At 55.8% G+C, this 13,675-nt stretch carries 13 protein-coding genes; 11 read left to right on the forward strand and 2 right to left on the reverse strand.

Features of this window, described 5'->3' with window-relative positions; all coding sequences use genetic code 11:
• Positions 1 to 127 precede the first annotated feature (127 nt).
• The 3 genes from D6851_RS07250 (at position 128) to D6851_RS07260 (ending at position 3,014) form a co-directional block, all read left to right on the forward strand.
• Entirely contained in the window at positions 128 to 1,417 is a 1,290-nt protein-coding gene (locus D6851_RS07250) for an adenylosuccinate synthase (protein WP_120324216.1), read from the forward strand.
• A 20-nt stretch (positions 1,418 to 1,437) separates the two neighbouring features.
• A complete protein-coding gene (locus D6851_RS07255; protein ID WP_120324217.1) occupies positions 1,438 to 1,962 on the forward strand; it encodes a L,D-transpeptidase family protein in 525 nt (174 codons plus the stop codon).
• Positions 1,963 to 2,039: 77 nt separating this feature from the next.
• Positions 2,040 to 3,014: a helix-turn-helix domain-containing protein gene (locus tag D6851_RS07260; protein ID WP_120324218.1), complete on the forward strand. Its 975-nt coding sequence runs from the start codon at positions 2,040 to 2,042 to the stop codon at positions 3,012 to 3,014.
• A 10-nt stretch (positions 3,015 to 3,024) separates the two neighbouring features.
• Here D6851_RS07260 and D6851_RS07265 read toward each other — a convergent pair whose 3' ends face one another.
• Entirely contained in the window at positions 3,025 to 4,008 is a 984-nt protein-coding gene (locus tag D6851_RS07265) for an asparaginase (RefSeq protein ID WP_120324439.1), read from the reverse strand.
• Between the two features lie 345 nt (positions 4,009 to 4,353).
• On the opposite strand from D6851_RS07265, the gene D6851_RS07270 reads away from it, so the two are divergent.
• From D6851_RS07270 to D6851_RS07305, 8 genes are all read left to right on the forward strand, one after another.
• Entirely contained in the window at positions 4,354 to 6,378 is a 2,025-nt protein-coding gene (locus D6851_RS07270) for a putative bifunctional diguanylate cyclase/phosphodiesterase (protein WP_183030021.1), read from the forward strand.
• 62 nt (positions 6,379 to 6,440) lie between these two features.
• On the forward strand, positions 6,441 to 8,192 hold the full coding sequence (locus D6851_RS07275; protein WP_120324220.1) for a cation:proton antiporter domain-containing protein: 1,752 nt from the start codon (positions 6,441 to 6,443) through the stop codon (positions 8,190 to 8,192).
• Positions 8,193 to 8,274: 82 nt separating this feature from the next.
• Entirely contained in the window at positions 8,275 to 8,739 is a 465-nt protein-coding gene (locus tag D6851_RS07280; RefSeq protein WP_120324221.1) for a hypothetical protein, read from the forward strand.
• A gap of 132 nt (positions 8,740 to 8,871) precedes the next feature.
• Positions 8,872 to 9,720 carry a nucleotidyltransferase family protein gene (locus D6851_RS07285; protein ID WP_183030022.1) on the forward strand — a complete coding sequence of 283 codons (849 nt, stop codon included), beginning with the start codon at positions 8,872 to 8,874 and terminating at the stop codon, positions 9,718 to 9,720.
• Positions 9,717 to 10,400 (forward strand): HAD family hydrolase, encoded by a 684-nt coding sequence (locus D6851_RS07290; protein WP_120324223.1) that lies wholly within the window; start codon positions 9,717 to 9,719, stop codon positions 10,398 to 10,400. The genes D6851_RS07285 and D6851_RS07290 overlap by 4 nt, the downstream gene beginning before the upstream one ends.
• Positions 10,401 to 11,549 carry a hypothetical protein gene (locus tag D6851_RS07295; protein ID WP_120324224.1) on the forward strand — a complete coding sequence of 383 codons (1,149 nt, stop codon included), beginning with the start codon at positions 10,401 to 10,403 and terminating at the stop codon, positions 11,547 to 11,549.
• On the forward strand, positions 11,549 to 12,640 hold the full coding sequence (locus D6851_RS07300; protein ID WP_120324225.1) for a glycosyltransferase: 1,092 nt from the start codon (positions 11,549 to 11,551) through the stop codon (positions 12,638 to 12,640). The genes D6851_RS07295 and D6851_RS07300 overlap by 1 nt, the downstream gene beginning before the upstream one ends.
• A gap of 63 nt (positions 12,641 to 12,703) precedes the next feature.
• Positions 12,704 to 13,081, forward strand: a complete 378-nt coding sequence (locus D6851_RS07305; RefSeq protein WP_120324226.1) for a winged helix-turn-helix domain-containing protein — start codon at positions 12,704 to 12,706, stop codon at positions 13,079 to 13,081.
• A 2-nt stretch (positions 13,082 to 13,083) separates the two neighbouring features.
• Here D6851_RS07305 and D6851_RS07310 read toward each other — a convergent pair whose 3' ends face one another.
• A complete protein-coding gene (locus tag D6851_RS07310; protein WP_147395443.1) occupies positions 13,084 to 13,623 on the reverse strand; it encodes a hypothetical protein in 540 nt (179 codons plus the stop codon).
• Positions 13,624 to 13,675 lie beyond the last annotated feature (52 nt).

A 13,675-nucleotide genomic window follows, 5' to 3' on the forward strand; every position in this document is an offset into this window, starting at 1 on the left:
CAGGCGCGCGCAGGAAGGCTTACCGCGCGCTCCGCATTCCGGGCGTCAGCGCCCCTGTTCCCGCCCCTGTGCCGAGTCCCGTCGAAGGGCATAGCGGGTCACCTTGGCGGGGTGGAGGAATCTATCCATGGCAAATGTTACCGTGATCGGCGCCCAGTGGGGCGACGAAGGCAAAGGCAAGATCGTCGACTGGCTCGCCGCGCGCGCCGATGTGGTGGTTCGCTTTCAGGGCGGGCATAATGCCGGCCATACGCTGGTGGTGGGCGATACGACCTATAAGCTTTCGCTGCTGCCCTCGGGCATCGTCACCGGCACTTTGTCGCTGGTCGGCAATGGCGTGGTGCTCGACCCATGGGCGCTGCGCGATGAAATGGAACGGTTGAAGGCGCAGGGCGTCTCGATCACGGCGGAAAATTTCGGGATTGCCGATAATTGCCCGCTGATCCTGCCGCTTCATCGCGATCTCGACGGTCTGCGCGAAGCGGCGGCGGGCAAGGGCAAGATCGGCACGACCGGGCGCGGGATCGGCCCGGCCTATGAAGACAAGGTCGGCCGCCGTGCGATCCGGGTCTGCGATCTTGCCCATCTCGATACGCTCGAACCGCAGCTCGACCGGCTTTGCGCGCATCATGACGCTTTGCGCGCCGGTTTCGGCGAACCGCCGGTGGACCGGGAAAAGCTGATTGCGGAACTGAAGGAAATCGCGCCATTCGTGCTCGAATTTGCGCAGCCCGTGTGGAAGCGTTTGCGCGATGTGAAGCGTGACGGGGCGAAGATTCTGTTCGAAGGCGCGCAGGGTGTGCTGCTCGATGTCGATCACGGCACTTATCCTTTCGTCACCAGCTCCAACACGGTGAGCGGCACGGTCGCTTCGGGTTCGGGCCTCGGGCCGAATTCGGCGGGTTTCGTGCTCGGTATCGTGAAGGCTTACACCACCCGCGTCGGTTCCGGCCCGTTCCCGACCGAGCTGGAAGACGATGTCGGCCAGCGTCTCGGGGAGCGGGGCCACGAATTCGGCACCGTCACCGCGCGCAAGCGCCGCTGCGGCTGGTTCGATGCGGTGCTGGTGCGCCAGAGCTGCGCGATTTCCGGCGTCACCGGTATTGCCCTTACCAAGCTCGACGTGCTGGACGGGTTCGAAACGATCAGGATTTGCACCGGCTACAGGCTGCGCGGCGAAGAGATCGATTATCTGCCTTCCCATGCCGCCGATCAGGCCGAAGTCGAACCGGTCTATGAAGAGATCGAAGGGTGGCAGGGCACCACGGCGGGTGCACGAAGCTGGGCCGATCTTCCGGCGCAGGCGATCAAATATATCCGCCGGATCGAAGAGCTGATCGATTGCCCGGTGGCCAGCGTTTCGACCAGCCCCGAACGCGACGATACGATTCTGGTTCGCGATCCCTTCGCCGACTGATCCGTGATAGGGTGCGGCGGATGAGCTTTAGCCGCACCCTGCTCCTGCTCGGCCCGCTTGTGGCTCTGTTCGGCGCCTGTATGGCCCCGATAGAGCGCGGTGAGGCCCCCTTAAACAGGCCCGAAAAGGCCGATTTCGTGCTGATCGACAAATCCGCGCGTACACTGACCCTGTTTTCCGGCGGCACGGCCTTCCGCCGGATTTCCGGTCTGCAATTCGGCGATTCTCCGCTCGGACACAAGGCGTTCGAAGGCGATGAACGGACGCCGGAAGGGCGCTATGTCCTTGATTTTCGTAACCCTTCCAGCGCCTATCACCTCTCGATCCATATTTCCTATCCCAATGCGCAGGACCGCGCCTTCGCCGCTAAGCAAGGCCGCTCACCGGGTGGTGCGATCTTTATTCACGGTCAGCCCAACGGGCTGCCCGAGGGTCAAAGAATGCAGGGAGATTGGACAGACGGCTGTATTTCAGTCTCCAATGCAGAGATTGAAGAGTTATGGAATTTAATAAATGACGGAACACCAATAGAAATTCGTCAATAAAGAAACATATAGAGAACGATCTTGACTTGATCTGTATTTGTACTCATCCTGTTCTTATGAATTAGGGGGAGTTACCTATGCTTCAAGCCGATTTCGATTATCGCCCCGCCGGCGAGCCGGGCGCGCCGACTCTGTCCGTTTCGGTCCATGCGGATCGCCCGTATATTCGCGATGCAATGCGCGAAGATATTGAAGCGGCAGGATTTTTTCTAAAGGAAGCGGGAAGCGCTGCAAGCTTGCTCCATGAACCGGACAGGCCGCTAAGCGATGTGATTCTGCTCGATTGCCCCCGGATCGATGCGCGGGATATGGCCGCTCTCGCCCGGCTCGATCAACGCATAGCGCGAAGCGGAACACGACTTATCGTCTCCACCGGTATGGAAACGCTGGATGCGGTATTCGGCAGTTTCGGGGAAACCGATACGCAGATTTTGGTCGATCCGACCCGCAGCGACAGAGTGATCGCACTCGGGCAATTACTGGCGAAGATGCCCGGTATGCGGGTGCGTGAATTGGCAGAAGAAGAGCGCATGGCTATTCTGCGGATGACCGAACAGATCAATCAGATCGCTCGCAAACTGGAAGGATTGGGATGCGAGGATTTTTCGGATGGGAAATCCAGTAAGAGTGTGTTTTCCTTTGGTTTATCTGAGGATAGTGGCAATTGCGAAGGGGATCGGCTGGTCCGTGCGACGCGTCCGTCTTTGCCCGATCCGCGCCTTGTGCGGCAAATTATCCGTCACCGGCAGTTGCGAGCGCGTTTTTTCGATGGCGATCTGTTCGCCGATCCGGCCTGGGATATTCTGCTCGATCTGACAGCAGCGCGGGCCGAACATAATCGCGTTTCCGTCACATCGCTCTGCATCGCTTCGGGTGTTCCACCGACGACAGCATTGCGCTGGATCAGTCAGATGACCGAAGCCGAGTTGCTGAAACGGCTCGAAGACGAGACTGATCGTCGCCGGGCATTTATCGTTCTGACCGAGCGGGCGGCCGATGCCATGGCACGGTATTTTCAGGAGGTAGGCAAAGAGGCCGTGCAATTCGTTTGACAGATTGGCGCTAGTCGTGCCGGTCGAAAGCGGCCTGTAATGTGCTCATATCGCGATATCCTTCCGCGAGCAGCAACTGGAGCTGGATACGCGCTTTTTGCGGATTGAAGGCGCGGGCGGTGACGAAGCCGAAAAAGTCGTCATCCACTTCCACATTGCGATCGACAAATCCGTCATCCACCCGGCTCGCCCGGATGACAGGGATACCGGCTTTCACCGCCTTTCCCAGTGCCGTTAAAACAGCACTGGGCGCATTTCCCTGGCCGAGGCCTGCTGTCACCAGTCCGGCAGGCCGAGTGCTTAAAAGGGTATCAATAAGCTGGCAGTCCATACCGGCATAGATATACAGGATTTCTACGCGAGGCAGCTTTGTCGGGAAAATATGGCGAGGTTCGGTCTCATATCTGTTCGCTACAACAAACCAGTCCAGTGAAAAGGGTGTCACCCGGCCCAGCGGGCCGCGCGGATAGCTCGCAAATGCATTGATGCCTTGTGTCGCGGTCTTACGGATATCGCAGGCTGTGTGAATGGTATCACCCATGACGACAAGCACCCCGCGCCGTGCTGCATTGTCATCGGTAGCAACGCGCAGAGAATTGGCAAGATTGCGCAGCGCATCGCTCCCCAGCGTGTCACTGGTTCGCATCGCTCCCACCAGCACAATGGGCTTTGGCGTCGTTAATGTCCGGTCTAGCAAAAGAGCGGTTTCTTCAGCCGTATCGGTGCCGTGAGTAATAACCAGGCCGATCACATCGTCATCCGACAGGGCGGCGAGAGCTTTTTCATGCAGAGCTTGCCACTGCTTTTCGCCAATATCTTGCGATCCTGCTGAAGAAACAATTTGCGTCTCGATCGGCCAGTCGCAACCGGCCCTGGTAATGTCTTCCAGTAACTGCGCTATGCCGAGTTCTCCGGCCCGGTAGGCATTGCCCGATGCAGCTCGCCCGGCAATCGTACCGCCACAGGCAAGAATCCGTATGTGTTTTTTGCTCATAGGCGGCATTTAACAGCATGGCAGAAGGGGAGCTATAGCGACGCTTAATGGCTACAGGCTTCTAATGAAATCCTCCGTATTGATCCCGAGTAGTATTCCGCTGTGATCGCGCGAAAAATAGAGCAGGATCAATCGACAAGCAGGCTTGGGGGCAATGCATGATCGTTTTCACGGCCAGAAAATGCAATGGCATGCTGCTGCGCTGCGCCATTGCAGAATTACGAATATATTTGCGAGGCAACACATCTAGCAAGATCGCACCTCCATATAAAAGTCGCTCACAATTACATAGTTGTGGCTTCATACCGGTTTGCCTGTCGACAATATCATCGGAGGGAAGCTGACATGGGGCAGGCGCAGCCGTTCCTTATACCCCGGCGTTGCCATCGGATCTGTAAACTGGAGACAGAGCTGGAATGGGAACGGCAAGCGCGTCGGCAGGCTGAAGCGATTGCAGAAGGGCGCTTGCGCGACCTGTATGAAAATCAGCGCCGTTTGACCCTTTTACAGCGTGTTACAGAAGGGGCCAATCGTTCATGCGATTTGCGCAATTCACTCGGGTTCGCGCTCAGTGAAATATGCGAGCAGATTGGATGGGCATTCGGTTGTGCCTATCTGGTAGATAATGGCGCATTGGAAGCTGTCGGTTGTGACATCTGGTATAGTAAAAACCCAGTGGCTCTTTCTTCCTTTATTGAGGCGTCGCGCCAGGCCCGTTTCCGGGTTGGGCAAAGCATGCCGGGTCTTGTGCTGCGGGATCGCAAAGCGGTTTGGATCAATAATCCGGATCGCCATCCGGAATTGTCACGTCTGGCGCTCGCCCGGCAATGCGGGATCGTTTCAGCCTGTGCTTTTCCGATCTGGAGTGGTGATGAGCTCGCGGCGGTAATAGAATTCCTCTCCTCTGAGAGGATCGATGAGAGCCCCGAAAATGTCGCTATGATGCAGCAAATCGGCATACAGCTTGGACGGGTGATAGAGCGGGACAGAAGCCGGAAAATATTGCTGCAGGAGGCATTGCAGGACTCGCTGACGGGATTGCCAAACCGTTTGCAGTTTCTGCGTAAAGGTAAGGCTGTCTTCGATGTTTTGCCTGAGGATCGAAGGGGGCTGGCTGTTGTCGTTATCGATCTCGACGGGTTTAAGACCATCAACGATCGCCATGGCCATGCCTATGGTGACCGGGCGCTGGTAGCTGTCGCCAAGAGTCTCTCAGCATGTGTCAATGAATGGCAAGTCGGTTTGCGGAAGAGAGGGCAGACGGTAGATGTTCTGCCGGCCCGGATGAGTGGCGATGAATTTGTGGTACTGGCGCACGGCGATGCCGGAGACGAGGATTTGAAATCTTTCGCCAGAGCGTTCCAGAGTGCCCTGCAAACACTGATATGGGCTGAGATGGAGGGGGCACTTACTTTAAGTGCTTCGATAGGTATTGCCCAAAGTTGTTTAAGCCATACTGAATTCGACCACACATTGCGCGATGCCGATCTGGCAATGTATGAAGGCAAGTTATCAGATACCGGTCAGATCGTTAGCTTTACTGCACAATTAGGCAATAAGGTCCGGCAACGCCGGCAATTGCTGATGGAGTTGCGGGATGCGCTGAAAAATGAAGAATTGCTGCTCTATTATCAGCCGATTTTCGCTCTGGGTGAGTGTCAGAGCCTTGTCGGCTTCGAGGCGCTTATTCGGTGGAACCATCCCTCGCGTGGTTTGCTTGAGCCGCAGGACTTTATCCCCGCTGCCGAGGATGGCGGTTTGATTGGGCAGATAGGAGACTGGGTTCTGGAAGAAGCTCTGTCGGCCTTGAAGCGTCTGCATCAGGCGAATGAGAGTGTCGACAGACCTTATTTAAGTGTGAATATCGCCGCCGCACAGTTTCTCCAGCCAAACTTCGCCAAACGCCTTTACCAACTTATGCGAGATGCTGATATCGAATGTTCGGCCCTGACACTGGAAATTACTGAAAGTGTTGCCCTTGTCGATACGGTGCGAACTGCAGCTGTGCTGGGGCTAATCCGGCAATGGGGCGTTCGTACCAGTCTCGACGATTTCGGCACAGGATATTCGTCGCTGAGCTATCTCAAGAATCTTCCATTCGACACGCTCAAGATAGATAAGTCCTTTGTTCAGACGATGAGTGATCGGCGCTGTCGCAGTATTGTGCGCGCTATTCTCGACATTGCAGACAATCTGGAGCTCAATGTGGTCGCCGAAGGGATCGAGACGGCGGAGCAATGTGAGACGATGCGCCTTATGGGCGCGCAATCGGGGCAAGGCTATCTGTTTGGCCGCCCTATGTCGGAAAAAAGCGCCCTGACGCTACTGAAAAACGACCTGCTGTCCATTTCGCGCCATGGCAACGGATAGACGCGAAGAAAATTCGGCTTTAGAAAGAGCGGTGTCCGGCCGATAAAGAAAGTTCTCCTCCAATGTCCGAGACCAGCGATGGTTCGATGCTGAGCGATGGTTTTGTATTGCTCAGTTTTGCGTTGGTGTCAGTGCTGTTGTTCCGACGGCTCGGGCTGGGTGCCACGCTGGGTTATCTTCTCGCGGGCATAATGGTGGGTCCCTATGTTCTGGGACTGGTCGGTGATGCGGAATCCAAGCTGCATATTGCAGAGCTAGGCATAACACTGCTGCTTTTCGTGGTCGGGTTGGAACTCAATCCAGCGCGCTTGTGGCGGATGAAACGCGATATTTTCGGACTGGGGCTGATACAGGTCGTCGCCTGCGGGTTGGGGGTGGCACTCATCATCGGTCTCGCAACACGTTTCTCGCCAGCCGCCGCTTTGGCTCTTGGTCTGCCGCTTGGCCTGTCTTCGACGGCGCAGGTTTTGCCTATGCTGCAATCTTCGGGTCGCTTGCGGACCCCTTTTGGCGAGCGTGCTTTTTCGATTTTGCTGTTTCAGGACCTGTCGATTATTCCGCTGATTACGGTCATTGCAGCGCTTAGCCGTAATCCGGCTGATGCTGCGGGGCCTCCCGGATGGTTGCTGATGGTCTATACGGTCGGTGCCATTGCCGGGCTGTTTTTGCTGGGGCGCTTCCTTATCAGTCCTTTATTCCGCCTGATAAGCCAGTTGGGCGAACGCGAAATGTTCGTAGTTGCGGCTTTGTTCACCATTGTCGGTTCCGCAGCACTGATGGAATATCTCGGCCTGTCTACTGCTCTGGGGGCTTTTGTCGCAGGCGTGGTGCTAGCGGACACACCTTATCGGCATGAGCTGGAAGCCGATGTGGAGCCGTTTCGTTCCATTTTGCTAGGCCTGTTCTTTCTGGCGGTGGGTATGATGCTGGACTTACCTGCTATCATGGACAGGCCGCTTTTCATTCTGTCGATGGCTGCCGCACTGATCGTGGCCAAGGCGACGATTATTTTCCTGATCGGGCTCGCTTTTCGAATGCACTGGCAAAGCGCCTTTGCGCTGGGCATGCTGCTCAGTCAGGGGGGCGAATTCGGTTTTGTGCTATTCTCGCAGGCAGAAAATGCTCTGCTTATTTCGCCCGAAGCCAGCAGCATTTTTGGGGCTGTGGTGACTCTGTCCATGGCCACAACGCCATTTCTGATGATGTTGACCAAGCGCATTCGTAATCGGGTTTCTATTCCCAATGATGGAACGCGCGAAGAGCCTGTTGCGGAGGGGGCAAATGCTCTTGTGGTGGGCTATGGCCGTTTCGGCCAGACGGTCGCGCAGATGCTTTTGGCGGCCAATATTCCCGTCACCCTGATTGATCGCGATATCGGAATGATCGACCGTTCGAGCCGTTTCGGTGCCAAGGTTTATTATGGCGATGGAACGAGGCTCGATTTGCTGCGGCAGGCTGGAGCGCAGGAAGCGGAGCTCATCCTCTTCTGTATCGACGGCGATCAGGTCGATGCGGATTTGCTTGATGCGATTCAGGAACATTTCCCGCAAGCGCTGGTCTATGTGCGTGCTTATGACCGGCGTTCGGTGATGCAACTGGGCAATGCGCCGCATAATGGTGTGGTAAGAGAAGTGTTCGAATCCGCAGTTACGATGGCTTGCATGGCTCTGCAGGGTGCTGGATTGAGCCAGGAGCGGATAGATTACGCCGAAAACCTCTATCGTGACACTGACAATGAACGGATGGAGCAACAGATTGAATCGGGCGATGTGCGCACCGCTCGTGATCGTATTCTGATAAATCCGCAATCCTGATGATGTCAGATAGGTTGGTGCTTAAGCTCCTGGCAAGGACAAGAGTGCGATGGCTGGTGTGAACTCACGGTAAGGAAATGTGATGCGGTCACTTGCAATTCTGATTATGGCTTGCAGCCTTGTCTCCTGCGCCACAAATGATCCGGGGAATGCTGAACAGATGACCTCTCCGGATAAAACTGCCGATGCGAAATGCCCCGTTATCTCCAGCGATGGATGGCGTGCCTGGATCAATATAATGCCGTCTCCTGATAAAGAACGGAATCTCCATATTATCGGAATGCTTGAACTGCCTACTCCCGGATATGATGTAAGGCTGATTGCCGGGGGCGGCAGATCGTGCGATGCCGCCAAGCCAGCAGTTTCAGCTCGTTCTGACACCGCCGGAAGGGATCGTGACGCAGGTGGTGAGCTCGACCAAAGTGGATTATCAGGGACCTGCAACCTATTCGGATTACCGCTCTATCCAGATCCTTTGTGGCGGAAAAAATATCGCGACGATAAGGAAGGTGAACAAGGTTTCCTGATGGCGCTTTGGCTTGTCTGAAAATGGCGATTGGCTTCGAGTTGCTATTTCCGCAAAAAAATGGAATTGGCTGCGCAGGCGTGCGATATATTGGGAGACTTGCGGATATGGCCTGAGGGCTTCTGCAATATCTCGGCCCCGGATGTAATTACTATGGCTTCCACAGATTCAGTTGGTCATGAAGCGGCAGAGCAGTTCGGGAAGGGAGCGGATGGCCGGATGGGATGGACCGCTATCGTACTGGCCGGCCGCCGACCGGGCGTGGACCCGCTAGCTGCTCATTTCGGCGTAGAGGCGAAAGCGCTGATCCCTATAGCCGGGGAAGCAATGGTAAGCCGGGTGCTGCATAGTCTTTGCGATGTCCCGGAAATGAGCCGGATCGTGGTTCTTACTCAGGATAGCGAAGAATTGTCAGCCGCTCCCGAGCTCGAATGGACGCGGACACAGGATAGAATTCATTTTATGCGGTCTGGAAAGACGATCAGCGGTTCTGTGCTCGAATTCCTGCGGCAGGACAGAAACACGCAGCCTGTTTTTCTGACTACCGCCGATAATGTTCTCCTGACGCCTGAGATTGCCCGTTATTTTTGCGATGCAGCGCAGGCAGCGCAGCTTTCCATCGGGTTGGTATCCCGCCAGCAGTTAGAAAGAGATTTCGGTGAATCGCAGCGCACATGGTGGCATTTCCGGGATGGCGACTTCTCCGGTGCTAATCTGTTTGCCTTGCGTGTCGACAATGCCGATGAAGTCACCGAGGCTTTACAGTTTTGGGAAAAGATCGAGCAGGATCGTAAGAAGGTCTGGAAGATTGCAGCGCGATTTGGTCCGCTATTGATGTTGCGCGTTGTGCTGCGACGCCTGTCTCTGGCCAGAGCGGTGCAGGAAGCCGGTCGCCGACTGCATGTTGATGCGCAGGCTGTGGAATTGCCCTTCGGCAGGGCTGCCATCGATGTGGACAAACTATCCGATCACGTAATGGCTGAAAAAATACTTCAGTCATGACTGCAATTTCGATCTTCGACCTCGACCGGACGCTGACAATCCGGCCGACCTATTCCGCCTTTCTCCTCTACGCGAATCTGCGGCTTGCTCCCTGGCGGCTTGCCTTGTTGCCGGTGCTTGTACCTTATGCGGCTGCTTATGCGACTAAACGCATCGCCCGCCGTCGCATGAAGGAAAGGATGCATTCTGTCGCGCTTGGACGGAAAGTGCCGCGCCACAGGATTGAACGTATCGCAGAAAATTTCGCCGTCCATTTGGTAAAAACCGGCATTTTTCCGCAGGTGCATGAGCTGTTTGCTGCCGAGCGCAAGGCGGGGCGGCGTATTGTGCTCGCCACGGCGGCCCCGGCACTTTATGTTGAACCTCTGGCGCGGCATCTGGATATCGACGATGTGATCGCCACTCGCAATACCTGGCATGAGGACCATCTTCTGCCCGATATTCCCGATGATAATTGCTATGCGGAGACTAAGCAGCAGCGTATCGCGGCATGGCTGACCGGGCAGGGTATTGATCGCGCGGATGTGCACCTGAAATTCTATTCGGATCACGCATCGGATTTGCCGACTTTCGAATGGGTGGATGAAGCTATTGCAGTCAATCCTTCCAGTCGCTTGCAGGCGATTGCCGAAGTGCGTGATTGGCCTGTTCTGGACTGGCGCAAACAGAAAACCGCCTGAATGCGTATCGGCTTTCTTTTCAACCATTCGGCGGCGCATCAGGTGGCCCATTCGCTGCCTATCGCCAATGCACTGGCACGTTTGCGCCCCGATATCGAAATCCGGGTTCTGGTTGGCGGAGAGGTGATCGGGCGTGAAGTGCAACGCCTGATGGATAAGGCTGCCAATCTGACATTCGAGCAACTTCGCCGGCCTGCCAGAGCAGCACCTGCCGTTCAGTTCTTGTCTGGCGGAGCCATCCCGGCTGAACGTTATTCCTTTCTGGAACGCAATCTCGACTGCTTCCGGGAGCTGGATGCGCTGGTGGTACCGGAAAAAACATCCCTGCTGCTGAAGACGCATTTCGGGCTGACCGATCTTAAACTTATTCATACTCGCCATGGCGCGGGCGACCGGGCCATTGGCTTTAACAAGGCGAGCGGGTTGTTCGATTTTGTGCTACTATCCGGGCCGAAAATCAGGGATAGATTACAAGAGAGAGGTCTGCTGAAACCCGATGGGTATGCCGTTGTCGGATATCCGAAATTCGATCTCCTGCGTAGCGAAGCCCCCAAACCTGTTTTCGATAATGGCCGGCCAACGGTCCTCTATAATCCACATCCTTCGCCGGCATTGTCATCATGGTATGGAATGGGGCGTGCAGTGCTGGACTATTTTGCTGCCAGCGACCGCTATAATCTGATTTTCGCTCCCCATGTGATGTTGTTTGCGAAACGGTTTAATGTCTCTTTTTCACCGCTCTCTTTTTCGCGCGTTGGCAAGGTGCCCAAACATATCAGAGAATGTCCGCATATTCATATCGATACGGGCAGTCAGTCCAGCATCGATATGACCTATACCCGGCTGGCCGATATTTATATCGGGGATGTTAGCAGCCAGATATATGAATTCCTCAGCCAGCCGCGTCCGGCGATTTTTCTTAATCCCCGAAAGCTGGAATGGCAGGGAAATCCGGACTTTGCCCATTGGACGAGCGGAGCTGTGGCGGAGGATATTGCGGCGATGGATCGGGCGCTGTCTCAGGGGGTCTCTGCGCCTGAAACCTGGCGTGATGCACAGGAAAGACTGTTCGCCTATACATTTGATCTGGGCAACAAGCCTTCTTCGCAACGCGCAGCGGAAGCGATAGCTGCGTATATGGAGCGTTGATGCGTATTCTCTATGTCATTAATTCGCTCGACGGCGGCGGCGGTGCTTTGCCTCTGGTCGATATTCTGCAGAGTTTTCGCGATGCAGGGCATGAGGCGATTGTCGTATCGTTGATGGAACGCGACGGACGTGCTCGACCGGCGGTGGAGCGAGCGGGTTTTGAAACCATTGTCATTGGGGGGACCACTCGGCGGTTTCTCAGCACCGGGCTGAGGCTGGACAGGATTGTGCGGAACCGGCAACCCGATGTTATTCTCACATCGCTTAGCCATGCCACCCTTACAGGGCAGATCGTTGGCAGGTTACGCGGCGTTCCGGTGGTGAGCTGGCAGCATAATGCCTGGCTCAAGCCGGCGAATGAAAAATGGCTGCGGCGGCTTTCGGGATTAAGCTGCCACTGGATTACCGATTCTGAGACAGTGGCTGATTTCGCACGCAAACGTTTGCGGCTAAGTGAAGACCGGATCACGATATGGCCGATGTTTGTCGCCGACGGGGCTCTGCCCAGTTCCTATCCCGGACAGCACGGGCCAGTTTTACGGTTGGGCAGTCTCGGCAGACTGCATCGCAATAAAGGGTATGACGGCCTTATTCGCGCTATGGCTCGGCTGGCCGAATTGTCTCCGGAACTGGCAGCACGCCTTTCAGTGCATGTTGCGGGCGAGGGCCCTGAGCTGGATGCGCTGGAAAATCTTGCAGGTGAACTGGGTGTAACCAATTTGATCTTTGAAGGCTTCGTCGATAGGCCGCTGGAGTTTCTTGCCGCACTGGATGGCTATGTACAGCCTTCACATCATGAGGGCCTTTGTATAGCTGCGCATCAGGCGATGGCGGCAGGATTGCCCATTATTGCCAGTCCGGTGGGTGAAATGGCGCGATCGATTGAAATATCGGGTTGCGGAACATTGATACCCTATGGCGATGAACAGGGATGGGCACAGGCGCTGGCCGCCTGGTTGTCCGACCCGAAAGAGGGACGGCGAAAAGGCAAAATGGGGCGCGATTGGGTCTTGCATCATTATTCACGCGAGAAATTTCTGCTCCGCGGGCAGGCGCTTTTCGTGAATGCAGGGCTCAATCGGCTTAGCTGATTAAGATAGCTGGATAATTTACCTCTTGAGGCAGGGCGTGCCTCAGGTCAGACTGGTGGTATCATGGCAAAGGCAAGGCTAAAACTGCATGCCCGCATCTATTGCGGGGAAGAAATCGCGATGGGACCGGGCAAGGCTGACTTGCTTGAAGCCATAGAGCGCGAAGGGTCGATTTCGGCTGCGGGGCGCGCCATGGATATGAGCTATCGCCGCGCCTGGCTATTGGTGGACGTAATGAATCGTTGCTGGTCACAGCCGCTGGTTGATGCAGTGGCGGGAGGAGGGCGCGAGCGAGGCGCACGCCTGTCCGACATGGGGCGTGAAGTGCTTGCGCATTACCGTGCTTTGCAGCACCTTATCGCAGAAGCGAATGAGTCACGTGAATTCGCTGCACTGGAAGAGAAGGTGCGAAGCCTGCCGCTTCCCAGCCAGCGCGACTGACCCTAAGGAAGGCGCGTAACAAGCACGGGCATCTTGTCTGTCGGGCTGCCAGCAAGCTGAAGAATATAGTGCCCGGGCACGAGTTGGAAATCGACCATTTTGTGGATCGTCGAGCAGGCCGGCCCATGTGCGTGCGCGCTGGAAGGAAGCGCTTTGCCTTCGCTGATAATATCAATCCATGCATCGTCACCCAGTGCGACACGATAGGTGCCGGCTTTTTTGACCGTTATCTTGGCCAGTCCGCCAAAATCCTCATTCGTTCCAGGCTTTTCTGCCGCCACCGGGAAATCCATTTCCGGAGTCGGATGGAGCGTTGCATCCGCTGTCTGACCTAGCGTTACAGGCACATCCTGTGCGTTCGACAGGTCTGTGGCGCTGGTCCATGCATTACCCTGATAAGTCCAGGCAGCGAGTTCCGAAGGCAGGGCAGACATGGTGTCGCCGCAATTCTCGGTGGTTTCCCGTGCGGTGGCGGTTTCTGTTTCATGGCAGGCGCTGAGCGTGACTAATGCAAGAATGCTGCAGGCAAGGGCTGGTCGCAAGTTCGATATCCTTTTGTTCTCAGCGAATCACTATATACGACTGAATATAGTG

The organism is Altericroceibacterium spongiae, from assembly GCF_003610805.1.
Classification (GTDB): domain Bacteria; phylum Pseudomonadota; class Alphaproteobacteria; order Sphingomonadales; family Sphingomonadaceae; genus Altericroceibacterium; species Altericroceibacterium spongiae.

Excerpts from the sequence above, each read along its gene's own strand:
- D6851_RS07250 (WP_120324216.1), top strand. The coding sequence starts at position 128 with ATGGCAAATGTTACCGTGATCGGCGCCCAGTGGGGCGACGAAGGCAAA.
- D6851_RS07255 (WP_120324217.1), top strand. The coding sequence starts at position 1,438 with ATGAGCTTTAGCCGCACCCTGCTCCTGCTCGGCCCGCTTGTGGCTCTG.
- D6851_RS07260 (WP_120324218.1), top strand. The coding sequence starts at position 2,040 with ATGCTTCAAGCCGATTTCGATTATCGCCCCGCCGGCGAGCCGGGCGCG.
- D6851_RS07265 (WP_120324439.1), bottom strand. The coding sequence starts at position 4,008 with ATGAGCAAAAAACACATACGGATTCTTGCCTGTGGCGGTACGATTGCC.
- D6851_RS07270 (WP_183030021.1), top strand. The coding sequence starts at position 4,354 with ATGGGGCAGGCGCAGCCGTTCCTTATACCCCGGCGTTGCCATCGGATC.
- D6851_RS07275 (WP_120324220.1), top strand. The coding sequence starts at position 6,441 with ATGTCCGAGACCAGCGATGGTTCGATGCTGAGCGATGGTTTTGTATTG.
- D6851_RS07280 (WP_120324221.1), top strand. The coding sequence starts at position 8,275 with ATGCGGTCACTTGCAATTCTGATTATGGCTTGCAGCCTTGTCTCCTGC.
- D6851_RS07285 (WP_183030022.1), top strand. The coding sequence starts at position 8,872 with ATGGCTTCCACAGATTCAGTTGGTCATGAAGCGGCAGAGCAGTTCGGG.
- D6851_RS07290 (WP_120324223.1), top strand. The coding sequence starts at position 9,717 with ATGACTGCAATTTCGATCTTCGACCTCGACCGGACGCTGACAATCCGG.
- D6851_RS07295 (WP_120324224.1), top strand. The coding sequence starts at position 10,401 with ATGCGTATCGGCTTTCTTTTCAACCATTCGGCGGCGCATCAGGTGGCC.
- D6851_RS07300 (WP_120324225.1), top strand. The coding sequence starts at position 11,549 with ATGCGTATTCTCTATGTCATTAATTCGCTCGACGGCGGCGGCGGTGCT.
- D6851_RS07305 (WP_120324226.1), top strand. The coding sequence starts at position 12,704 with ATGGCAAAGGCAAGGCTAAAACTGCATGCCCGCATCTATTGCGGGGAA.